The organism is Paludibacillus litoralis, assembly GCF_037646705.1.
Lineage (GTDB): Bacteria > Pseudomonadota > Alphaproteobacteria > Rhodobacterales > Rhodobacteraceae > Pikeienuella > Pikeienuella litoralis.
Map to the genome: position 1 here is coordinate 369,221 of NZ_JBBHER010000005.1, position 18,347 is coordinate 387,567.

Here is an 18,347-nt window from a genome sequence, read left to right on the forward strand (position 1 = left end):
CAGCTGTCCTGTCTCTCGCATCAACGGAGGCTATGGCCGTGGACGACGCAAACACTCTGATCATTGAACTGAAGACCGGTGACGTGACGATCGAGCTTCTGCCCGATGTCGCGCCGGAGCATGTCGAGCGGATCAAGACGCTGGCGAAAGATGGCGCTTATGACGGCGTCGCCTTTCACCGGGTCATCGAAGGCTTCATGGCGCAGACGGGCGACGTGAAATACGGCAAGGGCGCGGACATGTCCCGCGCCGGCACGGGGGGCTCCAACCTTCCCGATCTGCCGGCGGAGTTCTCGAAGCTGCCGTTCGAGCGCGGAACGGTGGGCATGGCGCGCTCGCAGAGCCCGAACTCGGCCAACTCGCAGTTTTTCATCATGTTCGACGAGGGCGCGTTCCTCAACGGCCAGTACACCGTGGTCGGCAGGGTGGTCAGCGGCATGGGCCATGTGGACAACATCAAGAAGGGATCGCGCGCGGCCAACGGCTCCGTCGAGGACCCGGACAGGATGATCTCGGTTCGCGTCGGCGGCTGACGACAGGGCGGGAGTGAATCCGGCGCGGCCCAAGGGCCGCGCTTTGCGTTTTTGGAGGGGGTGGTCGAAATGCGGATGAAGGATTTCGATTTCGACTTGCCGGAAGCGCTGATCGCTCTTCGCCCCGCGCGGCCCCGGAGATCCGCGCGGCTCCTGGTCGCGACGGCGACGGAGGACGAGATCGGCGTGTTCGAGACCCTCCCGCGCCATCTTCGCCGGGGCGACATCATCGTTTTCAACGACACGAAGGTTATTCCGGCGCGGATGAGCGGCCGGCGCGTCCGCGCCGACAGCGACGTGGCGGTGGAGGCGACTCTGCTGAAGCGGCTGAGCCCCTCCCGGTGGAGCGCGCTGGCGAGACCGGGCAAGCGCCTTCACCCCGGAGACGCGTTGGACTTTGACGGGCTGGCGGCGGTGCTGGCGGCCAAGGGAGAGGGCGGTCTGGTCGAGATCGAATTCGAGGAGACCGGCCCCGCGCTGGATGCGGCCATCGCCAGGGTCGGCGCGCCGCCGCTGCCGCCCTATATCGCGGCGCGGCGCGCGGCGGACGCGGCGGATGTCGCGGATTATCAGACCATCTTCGCCAAAGCGCCGGGCGCCGTCGCCGCGCCCACCGCGTCCTTGCATTTCGAGCCGGACGTCATGACCGCGCTCGACGCCGCCGGCGTCGGCGGGGCGCGTCTCACGCTTCATGTCGGGGCGGGAACGTTTCTTCCGGTGAAGGTCGAGGACCCGGCGGAGCATCGAATGCACGCCGAATGGGGCGAGATCACGCCGGCCGCCGCCGCCGCGATCAACGCGGCGCGCGCCGCCGGAGGGCGGGTCATCGCCAGCGGCACGACCGCGCTCCGCCTCCTCGAAAGCGCGGCGTCGCCGGACGGCGTCGTCGCGCCATGGCGGGGGGAGACGGATATTTTCATCATGCCCGGCCACCGGTTTCGGGTCGTCGACGGCCTGATCACGAATTTCCATCTGCCGCGCTCGACGCTGTTCATGCTCGTCTCCGCCTTCATGGGCGTCGACCGGATGCGCGCGCTCTACGCGAAGGCGATCGAGGCGCGGATGCGGTTTTATTCTTACGGCGACTCGTCGCTGCTCTGGCGCGCGGGCGCGCCATGACCCATTGTGTTACATCCCAAGTTCCCTGATCGACGCGGCTGTTTCACCGGCTGGTGACAAAGGAGCGCCTGATGATCAACGTTCTACGGCACTCATGGGCTCTTCTCCTCGGGATGTTTCTCTTGATGATCGGCAACGGTCTGCAAGGATCGCTGATCGGCGTGCGCGGCGATATCGAGGGGTTCGATCCGGCCGTTCTCTCATATGTGATATCGGCCTATTTCGCCGGCTTTCTCGGCGGCTCATGGCTGGCGCCGGCGCTCATCCGCAATGTCGGCCATGTCCGCGTGTTCGCCGCCATGGCGTCGCTGATTTCGGCCGCCTTCATTCTATACGCCGCGGTTCCGAACCTCCTGGTCTGGGGGCTCCTGAGGCTGCTTGTCGGATTCTGCTACTCGTCGGTCTATGTCGTGGCGGAAAGCTGGCTCAACGACGCATCCGACAACACGACGCGCGGCAAGTCGCTATCCGTCTACATGGTGGTGCAGATGTTCGGGATCGTCACCGCGCAGGGCCTGCTGAATTTCGGTGATCCGGCGGGCTATGAGCTGTTCGTCGCCATCTCGGTTCTGGTTTCGATATCCTTCACGCCGATCCTGCTTTCGGCGAGCCCGGCTCCGATCGTCGAGCATACCGCCCCGATGACGCTTCGCCGCCTGTTTCAATCGTCGCCGCTGGGATTCGTCGGCTCCCTGCTGATCGGCGCGGTCTACTCCGCGCTTTTCGGCATGTCGGCGGTTTTTGGGACGGTCCACCACCTCACCGTCGCGCAGATCGCGGCGTTCGTCGCCGCGATCTATGTCGGCGGCCTGTTCTTTCAGGGGCCGATCGGCTGGATTTCGGACCGGGTGGACCGGCGCCGCCTGATCATCATCGTGTCCGCCGTGGCCTGCGTCGCCTGCGTCGTCGGAATGAGCGCCGCGCACTCGACCGTCACGCTTTATATCGTGGCGTTCATGATAGGCGGCATGGCGAATCCTCTCTATGCGCTTCTGATCGCGCACACGAACGATTTTCTTGAGCGCAAGGACATGCCCTCCGCCTCCAGCGGGCTCGTGTTCATCGGCGGCGTGGGAGCGATCGGCGGGCCGTTGATCGTCGGTCAGTTGATGCAATTCTTCGGCGGCTGGGCGTATTTCGCCTATATCCTGGCCTGTATGGGCGCGATCGTCGTCTATGGCGTCTACCGGATGACCCGCCGCGCGGCGCCTTCGGTCGAGGAGACCGGGCCCTTCGCCGTCATCAGCCCGGCCGTGGGGACCGTCGCGGCCGAGATCGCGCAGGAACACGCGATCGAGCAGATGCCTGAAGAGCCCACCGACGCGGATAGCTCCGAGGAATTGGCCGAAGCGGCGCCAAACGCTTGACACCTTGTTGGATACCCTCAGCCTAGAGACGGGGCGGACCGTTGAGTCTCTCCGGATCCGGAGCTGAATCCGATACAGGGGCGCGAAATGAACATCAGACGCAAATAGGAGCCGGAGTCGCGCCGCGGCGAGCCGGCCGTCCGACGCGCATCCGGTTGTCGAATCCTGTCGAGCACGGCGCCGGAGGCGGGCGCGCAACTGAATGGAGAGAGAAATGTCCGTGGCGACGGCTGAAGAGGTTACGAGCTTCTGGCTCGAAGAAGTCGGACCGAAGGGCTGGTACCAGGTGAGCGCCGCGGTGGATGGGAAGATTCGCGCCAGATTCGCGCCGACATGGCGGGCGGCCCGCGCAGGCCAGCTGGATTCGTGGCTGGCGCGGCCGAACAGCGCTCTGGCGCTCGTGATCACGCTGGATCAGTTTCCTCGCAACATGTTCCGCGGCGGCCGCCGCGCGTTCAGCAGCGACTGCAAGGCGCTCTCCCTCGCGAAGACGGCCATCGACCTCGGTCACGATCTCCGCGTCCCGGAGCCCGAGCGGCAGTTCTTCTACTTGCCGCTCATGCATTCCGAGAGTCTTGTCGATCAGGACCGCTGCGTCCGGCTGGTGCTGACGCGGATGCCGAAGACCGGCGCGCAGACGCTGGCGCACGCCCGCGAGCATCGGAACGTGATCCGCAGGTTCAGCCGCTTTCCCTACCGAAACGACGCGCTGGGGCGGGCGTCGACCATGGAAGAGAAAACTTATCTGGCGGACGGCGGTTATGCGGTCTGAGACGACGGCGAGGACTGTGGCGCCGCCGCTTTTCTTCCTTTAGTCTTCTCCGCGATGAGCCTTGAGGAGAATTGAGCATGCCCACGACGTATGATGTGATCGTGATCGGCGCAGGGCCCGGCGGCTATGTCGCGGCGATCCGGGCCGCGCAGCTCGGCCTCAAGGCCGCCGTCGTCGAGCGGGAGCATCTCGGCGGCATCTGCCTCAATTGGGGCTGCATCCCCACGAAGGCGCTGCTCCGCTCATCCGAGATCTTTCACCTGATGAACCGGGCGAAGGAATTCGGCCTGAAAGCCGACGGCGTAGGGTACGATCTCGACGCGGTCGTGAAGCGCTCGCGCGGGGTCGCCAAACAACTCAATTCCGGCGTCGGGCATCTGCTCAAGAAGAACAAGGTCGACGTCCTGATGGGCGAAGCCACGATCTCCGGCAAGGGCCGGGTCGCGGTCAGGACCGAGAAGGGCGAGACGACTCTCGCCGGCGAGAACATCATCGTCGCGACCGGCGCGCGCGCGCGCGAGTTGCCGGGCCTGGAGGCGGACGGCGTCCGCGTCTGGACCTACAAGCACGCGCTTCAACCGCCGCATATGCCGAAAAAGCTTCTGGTGATCGGCTCCGGCGCCATCGGCATCGAATTCGCCAGCTTTTACAACACGCTCGGCGCCGAGACCGTGGTCGTCGAAGTCCTGGACCGGATTCTGCCCGTCGAGGATGCGGAGATCAGCGCCCATGCGAAAAAGCAGTTTGAAAAGCAGGGCATGAAGATCATGGAGAAAGCCATGGTCAAGAAGCTGGAGCGCGCCAAGGACAAGGTGACGGCGCATATCGAAACCGGCGGCGCGGTTCAGAAGATCGAGTTCGACACCGTCATCTCGGCTGTCGGCATCGTCGGCAATGTCGAGGGGCTGGGGCTGGAGGCGCTCGGCGTCAAGATCGACCGCACGCATGTCCAGACCGATGAATTCTGCCGCACCGGCGTGGACGGGATCTATGCGATCGGCGATATCGCCGGCGCGCCGTGGCTCGCGCACAAGGCCAGCCATGAAGGGGTGATGGTCGCCGAACTCATCGCCGGCCGATCCGGCGTTCATCCGGTGAGGCCGGAAAGCATCGCCGGTTGCACCTATTGCCAGCCTCAGGTCGCGTCCGTCGGCCTGACCGAGGCGCGGGCGAAGGAAAAGGGCCACAAGGTCAAGGTCGGCCGTTTTCCGTTCATCGGCAACGGCAAGGCCATCGCTCTCGGCGAGGCGGAGGGAATGGTCAAAACGGTTTTCGACGCCGAAACGGGTGAATTGCTCGGCGCTCACATGGTCGGCGCGGAAGTCACCGAACTGATCCAGGGCTATGTGATCGGCCGACAGTTGGAGACGACCGAAGAGGACCTGATAAGCGCCGTCTTCCCGCATCCGACATTGAGCGAAATGATGCATGAATCGGTGCTCGACGCCTATGGGCGCGCAATCCACTTCTGATCCGCGACGCGGCCATATGAGCGGGCGGGCGCCGCTCCGCGGTCAGGCGAATGCGAGCCCGACCGCGAACGCGACGGCGCCGCAGATGCCGCCGACCAGCAGGCTCTCGCCCACGCAGCGGGCGATGGTCTCGTTCGTGGCCTTCCAGCGCAGCATGCCGAGCGCCACCAGCGCGAGGATCGAAAGAGCGAGCGACGCCTGAAAGACGCCCGGGCTCGGCGCCGTGAAAAAATAGGGCAGCAGCGGCGCGGAGCCGAACACGACGAAAGCGATGAATGTCGCCGCCCCCTTCATCGCCGGACTGTCGCCGGTCGGGTCGGCCATTTCGATCTCATAATTCATCATGAAATCGGCCATGAACTCCGGATGGCGCGCGAGGATATCGGCGAATGTTTCGGCTTCCTGCTCGCTCAGGCCATTCGCCAGCAGGATCTCGATGGTCTCCAGGCGCTCCATCTCGGGATGATGCTTGATTTCATGCAGCTCGGTCGCCCGCGTCGCACGGTAGACGTCCTGCTCCGAGCGGACGGAAAGGAACGCGCCGAGCCCCATCGCTGTGGCGTCCGCGAAGAGGTTGGCCAGCCCGAAGAGAAGAACCGCGACGCCGCCGATCACCGCCACGCCGTCCGCGTGGGCGCCGGCGAACCCGGCGACGATCGCGAACGTGGTGACGATCCCGTCATTGCCGCCATATACGATTTCTTTCAGGAATTCCTGCGTCTTGCCGATGCGGTGTTCCTGTTCCACATGGAGTTTCAGCGCGGCGGGGCGTGCGGTCGTCATTCGGCTCTCCGTGTCTGTCTATCGCCAGGGACCGGTTGAGGCGGGCCGCCGGCATCGCACTTTTTGCGTGAACAGGGAAGGGCGCCCTCCGCCGCTTCTCCCAACGGCCATGCGTTCAATTTTCTCCGCCGCCCGGCCCGCTGCTCGGCGCCGGACCTCTGGCCGAGGACCGTCATCGATCCGTCCTTGTGCTGCGTGTGAGCCGCGGTCCATGCGCGCCCCGGCCGTTCCTGCGGAGAGCGCGTTCGGGGGTGCGGTCCGGGTTCTGGCGCGCGGGCCTGCCGATCCCATGCCGGTCCTGCATCGAGATGGAGCCGCGCGGCCCGGCGGTCGGGCGGCTCCGGGGGGGCGAAGATGGGGGCGCCTGCGGTTGTCGCAAGGCGTGGTGGAGCGGTCATCATGGGCATCCTGCTTCAGTATCTAGAGTCATTCTAAACTACCTCAGGTCAGGGATAATTGTCGATTGAATCTTGTTCATTATTTGATAGGTGATCCTTATGGCGATCACGTTGCGGCAGCTCAGATACTTTCTCGCGCTCTATGAGCATCGGCATTTCGGCAAGGCCGCCCACGCCTCCGCCGTCAGCCAGCCCGCGCTTTCGGTTCAGGTGAAGGCGCTCGAGGCGGCGTTAGGGGGCGCGTTGATCGACCGCGCCGCGAAGGGCGTCGCGCCGACGGCGCTCGGCCATGAAATCGCGGCTCAGGCGCGGCGTGTGGTTCAGGAGGCGGAGGCGCTCGTCAGGATCGCGCGGGCGGAACGCGGCGTCGAGGGGCCGTTCTCGCTCGGGCTGATCCCGACGATCGCGCCTTATCTTCTGCCGTTGGCGCTCGACCTGATCGCCCGGCGTCTGCCGCTCTTGGAGCTTCGCGTGCGCGAGGCCAAGACAGATGAGCTGATCGCCGAACTGAAGGACGGGCGGCTGGACGCGGTGGTGGTCGCCTCCCCGCCGCAGGGGCGGGATCTTTCCGGCCGCTTGTTGTTCCGGGACCGCTTTCTCCTCGCGGTCAATCGCCGCGAAGCGGCGGAGAAGGGGCTGATGGATGGCGCGGTCAGAATCGAGGAGGTGGCGAAGATGCGGCTCTTGCTCCTCGATGAGGGGCATTGCCTCCGCGACCAGGCGCTATCGGTCTGCAATCTGACTGCGCGTGACGCGACGGAGCAGATGGGCGCCTCGTCCATGGCGACGATTCTGCGGCTTGTCGCCGGTGGTTACGGAGCGACGCTCGCGCCGGAAACCGCATATGACGAGAGCCGCTCACTGGACCAATTGCAGCTCATCCGGCTGACGGACCCGCAGCCGGAGCGCGAGATATGGTTCCTCTCGCATCGCAGCCGCGACATGGCGCCGCCTTACGCCGCGCTCTCCAACATTCTGGCGGAAGCCGGCGCGGACCGGCTTTTGAACGCGCGGCGCGCCGCGGCCCGGGCCCTGACGCGATAAGAGGAGCTGGAGCGGTGCATTTTATCGCAGCCGGGAGGTCTTATCGGACGGGACAATGGGCGCGGCGGGGACTATAGTTCCCGGCATGACCACACGCGACCTCACAGACCGCGCGCAGCGGCACCCCGAGAAGGCGCATCGCGCCGACAATATTTCACCCAAGAAACCGGACTGGATCAGGGTGAAGGCGCCGACCTCCGCCGGCTATCGCGAGACGCGCGACACGATACGGAGCAACCGGCTCGTCACCGTCTGCGAGGAGGCCGGCTGCCCCAATGTCGGCGAATGCTGGTCGCGAGGCCACGCGACCATGATGATAATGGGTGAGATCTGCACCCGCGGCTGCACATTCTGCAATATCGCCACCGGCCGCCCGAACGCGCTCGACGTATTCGAGCCGGGCAGGGTGGCGCACGCGGTGGAGACGTTGGGCCTCAGCCATATCGTGATCACCTCCGTCGACCGCGATGACCTGGAGGATGGCGGCGCCGAGCATTTCGCGCAGACGATCCGCGCGATACGCCGCCGGTCTCCGGAGACGACGATCGAGATCCTCACCCCGGATTTCCTCAAATGCGGGCCGGAGGCGCTGGAGATCGTCGTCGCGGCGCGGCCCGATGTGTTCAACCACAATGTCGAGACCGTTCCAGGCCTTTATCCGACGGTGCGGCCGGGCGCGCGTTATTTCCATTCGCTTCGGCTCCTGCAGCGGGTGAAGGAGCTCGATCCGTCGATGTTCACCAAATCGGGCATGATGGTCGGCCTTGGCGAAGACCGTCAGGCGGTTCTTCAGGTGATGGACGACATGCGCGCCGCCGATGTCGACTTTCTGACGATCGGCCAGTATCTGCAGCCGACCCTGAAGCATCACGTCGTCGCCCGCTACGTGACGCCCGATGAATTCGCGGGCTACAAGCGGATCGCCTACGCGAAGGGCTTTCTGATGGTCTCGGCGTCGCCGCTGACCCGGTCAAGCTATCACGCGGGCGACGACTTCACCCGCCTCCGCGAGGCGCGGCGGGCGCGGCTGGCCGAGGGGTAGGCGCGGCGGCCGCCTCGTCGTCCGGCGCGCGCCGGGGCCCCGCATCCGCAGGCGAAGATGGAGGCGGGCGCGTTTCGGCGCTGCATTTTTCTTCGATACTGTTATGATGACGGCGCGCACCAGGGGGGAGGAGTCGTGACCGGAGCATTCGAGAGTCCCGATCCCGCATACATGGACCCGCGCGCCTTGCGTGAGACGATCACGGCGCTTCGCTCCGCGCTCGAGCAAGCGGAGGACAGGCGCCTGCGCGAGGTTCGCGCCGCCGCCGCCGCCGCGGCGGGCGAGATCGAGCAACTGAAGGCGACGGCGCAGGAGATGCGCGCCGCGCTCGAGACGGAGCGCGCGGCGAACGAAGCCAGGATCCAGGAGATGCGCCGCGAATTCGCCGAACAGACCCAGCAGTTCCGGAATGCGATCCAGGCGCTCCGCACACGCATGGAAGAGGAGCGCGCCCGCGCGCAGGATCGCATGCGGGAGGCGCGCTCCACGTCGAACCGGGAGCTGGCGGAAATGCGCGATGCGGCTCATGCGATCCGCGACGAGATGGACCGCCAGACGTTTCGGCACGCCGAGATGATGCGGGAGACCGCGCACAATCACCGGGCCGAGGTTCAGGAGCTGATCGCCACGATCACCGAACTTCGCGACAGGGTCGACAGGGCCGGCCGGGAGCGATCCCGTGCCTGAGGACGCGCTATCGATCCAGGTGGGTGAAACCCATGAGGAGCAGCTTACGCATCTGCGCATGTTGCTCGACGTGTCTCGCAAGGTGGCGGCTCAGGATACGCTCGACACCGTTCTGGAGACCTTGATCGACCTCGCCTGTCAGGAAACCGGGGCGGTTCGCGGCACGCTCTTTCTCAATGATCCGGCGACGGGAGAATTGTTCAGCCGGGTCGCGCTGGGGATGCGCAGCCGGGAGATCCGGTTGATGAACGACGAAGGGATCGCCGGATCCGTCTTCCAGACCGGCCGGGGCGAGATCGTCGAGAACGCCTATGACGACCCGAGATTCAACGTGACGGTGGATCGCGAAACCGGGTTTCGCACGGAATCGCTGCTCTGCGCGCCGATCCGCACCGCCCGGAACGAAATCATCGGCGTCGCCCAGATGCTCAACAAGAAGACCGGGCGGTTCACGCAAACCGATCTCGACATTCTTCAGGGCATGACCACGCAATGCGCGATCACGCTCCAGTCGATGCAACTGGTCGAACGGGTGGAGCGGAGCCGCGAACGCGAAGTCGAGTTTCTGAACATCATTTCCGAAATGACCTCGGAGCTGGAGCTCGGCAAGCTTCTGAACAAGGTCATGACCGAAGCGACGCGCATGTTGGACGCTGAACGCTCGACCCTCTTTCTCAACGACGAGAAGACGGGCGAGCTGTTTTCCCATGTGGGCGCAGGGCTGGACAGTTTCGAGATCCGGCTGCCGAACGATGTCGGCATCGCCGGCACGGTCTTCACCTCGGGCAAGACGATCAATATCCCGCACGCCTACGCCGATCTGCGCTTCAATCCGGACTTCGACAAGCAGACCGGCTTTTTCACCCGCTCGATCCTGTGCGTTCCGGTGGTGAACAAGCGAGGCAAGGTGATCGGGGTGACGCAGGTCCTGAACAAGGCCGGCGGCCCGTTCGACAGCGAAGATGAAAGCCGCCTGAAGGCGTTCACCGCTCAGATCGCCATCGGGTTGGAGAACGCCAAGCTCTTCAACGACGTGCAGGCGATGCAGAACTACACCGACTCGATGCTGCAAAGCATGACGAACGGCGTCATCACCGTCGACAACGACATGACCGTGCGCACCTGCAACGCGGCCGCTGCGCGTCTTCTCGGCCGCACGCCCGATCTCGTGATCGGGGAGCCGGGCGAATCCATCGGCGCGGAGAACATCTGGCTGGTTGAGCGTCTGCGCCGGGTGCTGCTCGAAGGGGAGGGCGACATTCTGATGGAGGTCGAGCTCAGCTTCTTCGGCAACGCGATCACCACCAACCTCACCATGCTGCCGCTGAAATCGGGCGCGGGCGACTTTCTGGGCGCGATGGTGATGATCGAGGACATCACCGCTGAGAAGCGGGTCAAATCGACGCTCGCCCGCTACATGGATCCGAAGCTCGCCGATCAGATGCTGGCCGAAGGCCGAACCGAAGACATCATGGGCGGCAAGGACACGATCGCGACCGTGCTCTTTTCCGATATCAGGGGCTTTACGACCATCACCGAGACCCTCGGCGCGCAGGGCACCGTGAGGTTGCTGAACGAGTATTTCGAGATGATGGTCGATTGCATCATCGAGCATGGCGGCATGCTGGACAAGTTCATCGGCGATGCGACCATGGCGGCCTTCGGCATTCCGATCGCGCATGGCGACGATGAGGATCGCGGCGTCCGGGCCGCCATCGACATGATTTCGCGGCTCTGGGAATGGAACGAGGCGCGCGTGAAGCGCGGGGAGGCGCCGCTCGACATGGGCGTGGGGCTGAACACCGACAGCGTCGTCGCCGGCAATATCGGCAGCCAGAAGCGGATGGATTACACGATGATCGGCGACGGCGTGAATCTGGCCGCCCGGCTCGAAGGCGCGTGCAAGCAGTACCACGCCCGCATTCTTCTGTCGGACCGCACCGTGAAACGCCTCAAAGGCATCTATCGGCTGCGGGAGATCGACCGCGTTCAGGTGAAAGGCAAGACCGAGCCCGTCGATATCTTCGAATGTCTCGATTATCACTCCGAGACGACGTTCCCGAACATGATGGATGCGCTAGGGCATTTCCGGGAGGGAATCCATCGCTACCGGAAGCAGGAATGGACGCGGGCGATCGGCTCCTTCAAGGAGGCGCTGAAGGCGAATCCCGACGACCGCATCGCCACCGATTACATCGAGCGGTGCCGGATCATGAAAACGGCGCCGCCGGGCGACGACTGGGACGGCGTCTGGGTCATGAAGTCAAAATAGCCCGCCGTTACGTCTCTGGAATCACGCGGCCGATATAGGGAAGGTTCCTGTTCGCCTGCGCGAAGTCGATGCCGTAGCCGACGACGAACCTGTCCGGAATCTCGAACCCGATGAACCGGGCCGAGACCTGCTTCTCCCGCCGCGCCGGCTTGTCCAGCAGCGCGCAGATCTCCAGCCGCGCGGGATTCCGCGACGCCAACAACGCCGTCACGTGGGCGAGGGTGTGTCCGGTGTCGACGATATCCTCCACCACCAGAACATCGACCCCCTCGATCGGCGCGCGAAGATCCTTCAGGATCCGGACCTCGCGGCTCGATGTGGCGGCGTCGCCATAGGACGACGCTTCGATGAAATCCACCTCCACCGGAAGCTCCAGTTGCCGGGCGAGATCGGCGATAAAGACGAAGGAGCCGCGGAGCAGCCCGATCAGGACGAGTTTTTTCGTTCCGGCGAAATGCGCGGAGATCTCCTCCGCCAACGCCGCGACCCGGGCCGAAATCTCCGCTTCGGAGATCATGATCTCGATATCGTACCCGCTCATGCTGGATCTCCGTTCATCTTGTCCTCGGGACGACAATCCGACAGGGTGCGCCGCACCGCAACAGGGAGCAGGCGAGGCAGGATGCCGACACATCGCGAAAAACGCAAAATGCCATATAGCGCCGATGAGATGTACGCGCTGATCGCCGACGTGCCGTCATATCCCGAATTTCTGCCGTGGTGCTCCGCCGCGCGTATTCGCTCCCGTCAGGAGACCCCCGAGGCGGAAATCATCGACGCCGATCTGGTCATTTCCTTCAAATTGTTCCGCGAACGCTTTGGAAGCCGCGTAACGCTGAGGCCGGAACCGAGGGAGATCGACGTCGCCTATCTCGACGGACCTTTCAGATACCTGAACAACCACTGGAAATTCTCTCCGCTGACGGAAACTTCATGCGAAGTGGATTTCTTCGTCGATTTCGAGTTTCGCTCCCGCGCGCTTCAGGCCCTGATCGGGCTGGTCTTTCACGAAGCGATGGTCCGGATCGTGCGGGCGTTCGAGGCGCGGGCGGCGGCGCTTTACGGCGCTCGGTGAGCCGCGGCCGGACGGTCGAACTCCGCCATCCGGGAGCGCGGCTCCCTCAAATCACTGGTTCACCGCCCGAATCATGGTGAGCGCCTCGCGCACCGCGGCGGCGCGCACCGCGCTCCGGCCGATCGGCCCATACTCCAGACGGCGCGCCTCCGCCGGCCCGCCCCGGCGCAGCGCGTGAAAGCAGACAAGCCCCTCCGGCTTCTGCTCCGATCCGCCGGGCCCCGCGACGCCGGTGATCGCCACGACGATATCGGCGCGGGACTGCGCGAGCCCTCCCTCCGCCATCGCCTGCGCGACCTCGGGAGAGACGGCGCCGAATTTCTCGATCAACGCCGGCGGCACGCCGACCAGTTCGGTCTTGGCCTCATTCGAATAGGTGACGAACCCCCGCTCGACGACCGCCGAAGATCCGGGGATCGAGGTCAGCGCGGCGGCGACCATGCCGCCGGTGCAGCTTTCCACCGTCGCCGCCATCCGCCCGGTCGCGGCGAGCGCGGCGAGGGTCGCGCGCGCTTCGGTCTCGAATTCCATCACATCAGCCACCCATGTGCGATCGCCGCCCCGATCAATATCAGAACGCCCGCGCCCGCGCCCGCCGCCAGATCATCCCAGAGGGGCCCGCGTGTCGAGAGGCGGCGGATCGGTCCGCAGAAAAGAGTCAGCGCCTGACAGACGAGAAAACCGCCGATCCAGCCCGGCCACGGAAACAGGAAAGGCGCCGCGCCCGCCGCCCAGAGCCCGCCCGACAGCGGCCAGAGCGCGAGCCACTGGCCGACCACCCGGTCCAGCATCATCGGCGTGTCGGTCCGGGGCGCGGCCCAGAGCGTCAGCGCCGCGCCCGCCGCCGTCATCGCGGCGAGGAGTGGAAACCCTCCAAGCCAATGCAGCCCCCAGGCCGCAGGCAGCGCGAGCAGCGCCGCGAAGATCCCGGCGTCCGGATGCAGCCGATGGAGGCCGCACATTCCCGCCACGAGGCTCGCCATGTTCATGGGAGCGCCACCATCACCGCCGCCAGCGCCGCGATCCCTTCTTCACGCCCGGTGAACCCGAGACGCTCCGATGTGGTCGCCTTGACGCTGACGCGGCCGGGGTCGACCTTCATGATCCGGGCGAGAGACAGCGTCATCGCCTCCGCATGCGGGCCGATCTTCGGCCGCTCGCAGACGATCGTCAGGTCGGCGTTGATCAATCGTCCGCGCCGCGCGCGCAGGCGCTCCAGCGCCTTTTCAAGAAAGATGGAGGAATCGGCGCCCTTCCATTGCGGGTCGGAGGGCGGAAACCAGCGCCCGATGTCGCCTTCGCCGATCGCGCCGAAAAGCGCATCCGTGAGGGCGTGCATCGCCACGTCGGCGTCGGAATGCCCCGAGAGCGCCTTGTCGTGCGGGATCCTCACGCCGCAAAGGATGACCTCCGCGCCCTCGGTGAACGCATGAACGTCATAGCCCTGTCCGATCCGCGTCTCATTCATGTCCAAGCGCCTCTCCGCCCGCTCGAAATCCTGCTCCGTGGTGATCTTGAAGTTATCGTCATCGCCTTCAACCATAGTGACGGAGAGTCCCGCCGCTCTGGCGACCTCGGCGTCATCCGCCGCGCGCGGCTCCGTGTTGGCCCGATGCGCCGCGAGGATCGCCGCGAACCTGAAGCCTTGCGGCGTCTGCGCGCGCCAGAGGCCTTCCCTCGAAACCGGCTCGCCGCAAAGCCCATGGTCCGCGCGCTTCAACGCGTCGACGACAGGGATCGCCGCGATCGCGCCGTCATGCGCGGTCAGCGCGTCGCGCATCTCGGCGATGACGCGCCGGGAGAGGAACGGGCGGGCCGCGTCATGGATCAACACCAGATCGGGCGGGTCCGCCGCGAGCGCCTCCAACCCCGCGCGCACCGAAAGCGCGCGCTCCGCTCCGCCGTGGACGGGCGGCAGAAGGCGCGGGTCGGCCGGCGCCGCAGCCGCGTATCGTTCGGCGTCCTCCGGGCGGATGCAGACGATCGCGCGATCGATCAGGTCGGAGTGGAGCACGGCGCGAATGGTGCGCGCCAACAGCGATTCGCCCCGGATCTCCCGATATTGTTTCGGCGTTCCGCCGCCCGCGCGCAGCCCGCGCCCGGCGGCGACGATCAGAGCGGCGACCTGCATTCTCATGTTCCTCCGGCGTGTTTCGCGGACCCTAGGGCCGCCCCGCCGGCGCGACAAGCCTGTCGCTTGTGCGCTGGTGTGCGCGACGCTAGCATCCGCACTCTCTTGCATCAAATGTGGGCGCCATGACTCTTGCGATCGGCGATGTCGTGCTTAAAAACAGGGCGATCCTGTCTCCAATGGCCGGGATCACCGATCTGCCGTTTCGCCGCCTCGCCGCGAGATTCGGCGCAGGCCTGACGATTTCGGAAATGGTGGCGAGCGGAGAGCTTCTCTCCCGCGGCGCCGCTGCGAAAGCCAAGGCCGAGATCGACCTCGCCGCAGATGTCTCCGCCGTCCAGATCGCGGGGCGCGACGCCGCGCCGATGGCGGAAGCGGCGCGCATCGCCGAGGACGCCGGCGCGCGGCTGATCGACATCAACATGGGGTGCCCCGCGAAAAAGGTCACGTCCGGCTGGTCCGGCGCCGCGCTCATGCGCGAGCCCGCCCATGCGATCAGGTTGATCGAGGCCGTGATCGGCGCGGTGGGGGTCCCCGTCACGCTGAAGATGCGGTTGGGCTGGGATGAAAGCGCCATAACCGCGCCCGACCTCGCGCGGCGGGCGGCGGCGGCCGGGGTCGCGATGGTCACGATCCATGGCCGAACGCGCGCGCAGTTTTACAAGGGCAGGGCGGATTGGGCCGCGGTGGCGGCGGTCCGCGAGGCGATCGACATTCCGCTTGTGGTCAATGGCGACATCATCGATCTCGCCAGCGCCCGCCGCGCGCTGGAGTTGTCCGGGGCCGACGCCGTGATGATCGGCAGAGGCGCCGAAGGCGCGCCGTGGACGCCCGGCGTCATCGGCGCCGCGCTGGCTGGCGACGCCCCGCCGCAGATCCCGTCCGGCGGCGCGCTCACCGAACTCATCATCGAGCATTATGAGGCGATGCTGGACTTTTACGGCGTCGCGCTGGGTCTGCGCGTCGCGCGCAAGCATCTTGGCTGGTGGCTCGCCCGGATTCCGGGCGCGGAGCCGCTTCGCGCCGATCTGATGCGCATGACGGCGCCCGCCTCCGTCATCGCGGCTCTCCGGGATTGGGAGTCGCCGGGCGAGGCGCCCCTCGCGCGGCGCGCCGCCTGATGACGCCGGACCATCTCTGGAATCTTCTGCCGCTTCCCGCATTCGTGATCGACGCCGAAGATCGGATCCAGTCCGTGAACATCGCCGCCGAGAGCTTCCTCGGCGCGGGCGGGGCGCAGATCGTCGGCCGGTCGATCGAGGCGATCTTCGGCGAGACGGACCGCATCGTCGCGCTGGTCCGGCGAACCAGAGAGCTCGGCAATGTCACCTCGGATCGCGATGTGGCGTTCACCCGGCTTGGCCGCGCCCCCGAGAAGATAGACCTGCTCTCTGTCGCGACCGAAGACGCGGGCGAGGTTCTGCTGCTGTTTCAGATCCGCTCATTCGCCGAAGATTTCGACCGCAGCCTCAATCATCGCCACGCGGCCCGCTCGATGAGCGGAATGGCCGCCATGCTGGCGCATGAGATCAAGAATCCGCTGGCCGGAATCTCGGGCGCGGCGCAGCTCCTGGAGTTGAGCGCGTCGGATGAGGAACTCCAGCTGACCCGGCTGATCCGCGACGAAACCCGGCGGGTCGCGGATCTGATCGACCGGATGGAGACGTTCGGCGCCGTCACGTCGCTTCGCCGCGAACCGGTCAACATTCATGACGTGCTCGACCGCGCGAAGCGATCCGCGGAAGCCGGGTTCGCGCGGGGAATCCAGTTTCGGGAGGAGTACGACCCGTCGCTCCCCGAAGTTCCCGGAGATCATGATCAGCTTGTGCAGGTGATGCTGAACCTCCTGAAAAATGCGGCGGAAGCGGCGCCGCCTGTCGGAGGCGCGATCACCCTGCGGACGGCGTTTCGCCCGGGTTTCGCGATGGCCGGCCCGTCAGGTCACCGGACCGGTCTGCCGCTTCTGGTTCAGATCACGGATAACGGCGCCGGCATCCCCGCAGAGATGCAGCAAGAGATCTTCGAGCCGTTCGTCACGACGAAGACCCGAGGCGGCGGGCTTGGCCTGTCGGTCGTCTCGAGGATCATCGCGGACCATGGCGGCATGGTGGACTGCGTGTCGCGGCCGGGGCGGACGACGTTTCGCCTGCGTCTGCCGGTCTGGCGGGAGATAGGGTCTGAGGGGGGCTGATATGACGACCGGAACGGTCTTGCTGGCGGATGACGATCGGTCGATCCGGATGGTGCTGAATCAGGCGTTGACGCGGATCGGCTGCCACGTGCGGACCACCGGCTCCGTCTCCACCCTGTGGCGATGGGTGGAGGATGGAGAGGGGGATGTCGTCGTCACGGACGTGATGATGCCGGATGGGGACGCGCTCGATCTTCTGCCTGCGATCCGGCGCAAGCGGCCTGAATTGCCTGTCATCGTGATGAGCGCGCAAAACACGATCCTGACCGCGATCCGCGCCGCCGAGGCCGGCGCATATGAGTACCTGCCAAAGCCTTTCGATCTTCGGGAGGTGCTCGATCATGTGAGAAAGGCGCTCGACGGCCGCGACGCCGACCGCGGATCGGAGGCGGGCCAGGCGCGGGTGCGGGACGAGGGCCTGCCGTTGATCGGCCGCTCGCCGGTGATGCAGGACGTCTATCGGATCATGGCGCGGCTGATGAACACGAATCTTTCGGTCATGATCACCGGTGAAAGCGGCGTCGGGAAAGGTTTGGTCGCGCGCGCCCTTCACGATTTCGGCCAACGAAAGAGGCGCCCTTTCGTCACCGTCAACATGGCGACCACCCCGCACGATCTGATCGAATCCACGCTCTTCAGCCAGCAACGCGGCGCGTTCGCCGGGCCGACGGAGCGCCCCGTCGGAAAGCTCGAACAGGCGCAGGGCGGGACGCTTTTCCTGGACGAGATAGGCGACATGCCGCATGACGCGCAGACGCGGCTCCTTCGCGTCCTGCAGGAAGGCCAGTTCATCGCTGGCGACGGCGAGACCCCGGTGCGAAGCGACGTGCGGATCATCGCCGCCACGCAGCGCGATCTTCGGCATCTGATCCATGAAGGCCGGTTCCGCGAGGACCTGTTCTACAGGCTCAATGTGGTGCCGCTGCGGCTGCCGCCGCTGCGTGAGCGGGTGGAGGATATCCCCGATCTCGTCCATGCTTTCCTGCTGCGAGCGGAGAGCGAGGGCCTGCCGCGCAAGGCCATCAGCCGGGAAGGGCTGGGGGTTCTCGCCGCTCAAAGATGGCCGGGGAACGTTCGTGAGCTGGAGAATCTGGTCAAACGTCTCGCGGCGCTGTCGGCCGACGACCTGATCGACGCCGACGCGATCGGGCGCGAACTGGCGGCGCGGCCCTCCTCGGCGGAAGGGCCGCGCCCGGTGATGGGCGAGAGCCTCGGCGCGGCGATCGAGCATCACCTCGACAGGTATTTCTCTCTCCATGGCGACACGCCGCCGCCGCCGGGTCTTTATGGCCGGATCATGCGGGAGGTCGAACTGCCGTTGATCGCGCTCACGCTCGCGGCGACCCAGGGCAACCAGATGAAGGCGGCGGATGTGCTGGGGATCAACCGCAACACCCTTCGCAAGAAGATCCACGAGCTTGACATTCCGGTGACGCGCGGCAAGAAACTGATGTAACCGCG

At 65.8% G+C, this 18,347-nt stretch carries 18 protein-coding genes; 13 read left to right on the top strand and 5 right to left on the bottom strand.

Going from position 1 to position 18,347, the window contains the following annotated elements; genetic code table 11:
- Positions 1–32 precede the first annotated feature (32 nt).
- From WG921_RS10910 to lpdA, 5 genes are all read left to right on the top strand, one after another.
- Positions 33–533, top strand: coding sequence for a peptidylprolyl isomerase (locus tag WG921_RS10910; RefSeq protein WP_340109259.1), 501 nt, complete (start codon positions 33–35; stop codon positions 531–533).
- Positions 534–602: 69 nt separating this feature from the next.
- Complete coding sequence (queA, locus tag WG921_RS10915) at positions 603–1,652, top strand: tRNA preQ1(34) S-adenosylmethionine ribosyltransferase-isomerase QueA (RefSeq protein ID WP_340109260.1); 1,050 nt, start codon at positions 603–605, stop codon at positions 1,650–1,652.
- Between the two features lie 71 nt (positions 1,653–1,723).
- Positions 1,724–3,019, top strand: coding sequence for an MFS transporter (locus tag WG921_RS10920; RefSeq protein WP_340109261.1), 1,296 nt, complete (start codon positions 1,724–1,726; stop codon positions 3,017–3,019).
- A 220-nt stretch (positions 3,020–3,239) separates the two neighbouring features.
- A complete protein-coding gene (locus tag WG921_RS10925) occupies positions 3,240–3,791 on the top strand; it encodes a DUF924 family protein (protein WP_340109322.1) in 552 nt (183 codons plus the stop codon).
- A 77-nt stretch (positions 3,792–3,868) separates the two neighbouring features.
- Positions 3,869–5,263, top strand: a complete 1,395-nt coding sequence (lpdA, locus tag WG921_RS10930; RefSeq protein ID WP_340109262.1) for a dihydrolipoyl dehydrogenase — start codon at positions 3,869–3,871, stop codon at positions 5,261–5,263.
- Positions 5,264–5,305: 42 nt separating this feature from the next.
- Here lpdA and WG921_RS10935 read toward each other — a convergent pair whose 3' ends face one another.
- On the bottom strand, positions 5,306–6,046 hold the full coding sequence (locus tag WG921_RS10935; protein WP_340109263.1) for a VIT1/CCC1 transporter family protein: 741 nt from the start codon (positions 6,044–6,046) through the stop codon (positions 5,306–5,308).
- A gap of 497 nt (positions 6,047–6,543) precedes the next feature.
- Between WG921_RS10935 and WG921_RS10940 the strand changes: the two genes are divergently transcribed.
- The 4 genes from WG921_RS10940 to WG921_RS10955 all read left to right on the top strand — a co-directional run bounded on the left by WG921_RS10940 (position 6,544) and on the right by WG921_RS10955 (position 11,489).
- The gene (locus tag WG921_RS10940) at positions 6,544–7,488 is read left to right on the top strand and encodes a LysR substrate-binding domain-containing protein (RefSeq protein ID WP_340109264.1); all 945 of its coding nucleotides are present in this window, start codon (positions 6,544–6,546) and stop codon (positions 7,486–7,488) included.
- Positions 7,489–7,573: 85 nt separating this feature from the next.
- Positions 7,574–8,530 carry a lipoyl synthase gene (gene lipA / locus WG921_RS10945; protein WP_340109265.1) on the top strand — a complete coding sequence of 319 codons (957 nt, stop codon included), beginning with the start codon at positions 7,574–7,576 and terminating at the stop codon, positions 8,528–8,530.
- 135 nt (positions 8,531–8,665) lie between these two features.
- Positions 8,666–9,217, top strand: a complete 552-nt coding sequence (locus WG921_RS10950) for a hypothetical protein (protein WP_340109266.1) — start codon at positions 8,666–8,668, stop codon at positions 9,215–9,217.
- A complete protein-coding gene (locus WG921_RS10955) occupies positions 9,210–11,489 on the top strand; it encodes a GAF domain-containing protein (RefSeq protein WP_340109267.1) in 2,280 nt (759 codons plus the stop codon). Before WG921_RS10950 ends, WG921_RS10955 begins: the two co-directional genes overlap by 8 nt.
- Positions 11,490–11,496: 7 nt before the next feature.
- On the opposite strand, the gene hpt is transcribed toward WG921_RS10955, so the two are convergent.
- The gene (hpt, locus tag WG921_RS10960) at positions 11,497–12,030 is read right to left on the bottom strand and encodes a hypoxanthine phosphoribosyltransferase (RefSeq protein ID WP_340109268.1); all 534 of its coding nucleotides are present in this window, start codon (positions 12,028–12,030) and stop codon (positions 11,497–11,499) included.
- Positions 12,031–12,111: 81 nt separating this feature from the next.
- On the opposite strand from hpt, the gene WG921_RS10965 reads away from it, so the two are divergent.
- Positions 12,112–12,564, top strand: a complete 453-nt coding sequence (locus WG921_RS10965; protein WP_340109269.1) for a type II toxin-antitoxin system RatA family toxin — start codon at positions 12,112–12,114, stop codon at positions 12,562–12,564.
- A 51-nt stretch (positions 12,565–12,615) separates the two neighbouring features.
- Here WG921_RS10965 and WG921_RS10970 read toward each other — a convergent pair whose 3' ends face one another.
- Genes WG921_RS10970 through WG921_RS10980 form a run of 3 tightly spaced genes read right to left on the bottom strand, consistent with a single transcriptional unit; the run spans position 12,616 to position 14,695 of the window.
- Positions 12,616–13,095, bottom strand: coding sequence for a CinA family protein (locus WG921_RS10970; protein ID WP_340109270.1), 480 nt, complete (start codon positions 13,093–13,095; stop codon positions 12,616–12,618).
- Positions 13,095–13,553 carry a phosphatidylglycerophosphatase A gene (locus WG921_RS10975; RefSeq protein ID WP_340109271.1) on the bottom strand — a complete coding sequence of 153 codons (459 nt, stop codon included), beginning with the start codon at positions 13,551–13,553 and terminating at the stop codon, positions 13,095–13,097. The genes WG921_RS10970 and WG921_RS10975 overlap by 1 nt, the downstream gene beginning before the upstream one ends.
- On the bottom strand, positions 13,550–14,695 hold the full coding sequence (locus WG921_RS10980; protein ID WP_340109272.1) for a bifunctional 2-C-methyl-D-erythritol 4-phosphate cytidylyltransferase/2-C-methyl-D-erythritol 2,4-cyclodiphosphate synthase: 1,146 nt from the start codon (positions 14,693–14,695) through the stop codon (positions 13,550–13,552). The genes WG921_RS10975 and WG921_RS10980 overlap by 4 nt, the downstream gene beginning before the upstream one ends.
- Before the next feature lie 125 nt (positions 14,696–14,820).
- Here WG921_RS10980 and dusB point away from each other — a divergent pair, with 125 nt between their 5' ends.
- From dusB to ntrC, 3 genes are read left to right on the top strand one after another with little or no spacing between them, the layout of a single operon-like run.
- Complete coding sequence (dusB, locus tag WG921_RS10985) at positions 14,821–15,816, top strand: tRNA dihydrouridine synthase DusB (protein WP_340109273.1); 996 nt, start codon at positions 14,821–14,823, stop codon at positions 15,814–15,816.
- The gene (locus WG921_RS10990) at positions 15,816–16,886 is read left to right on the top strand and encodes a two-component system sensor histidine kinase NtrB (RefSeq protein WP_340109274.1); all 1,071 of its coding nucleotides are present in this window, start codon (positions 15,816–15,818) and stop codon (positions 16,884–16,886) included. The genes dusB and WG921_RS10990 overlap by 1 nt, the downstream gene beginning before the upstream one ends.
- A gap of 1 nt (position 16,887) precedes the next feature.
- Positions 16,888–18,342, top strand: coding sequence for a nitrogen regulation protein NR(I) (gene ntrC / locus WG921_RS10995; protein ID WP_340109275.1), 1,455 nt, complete (start codon positions 16,888–16,890; stop codon positions 18,340–18,342).
- Positions 18,343–18,347 lie beyond the last annotated feature (5 nt).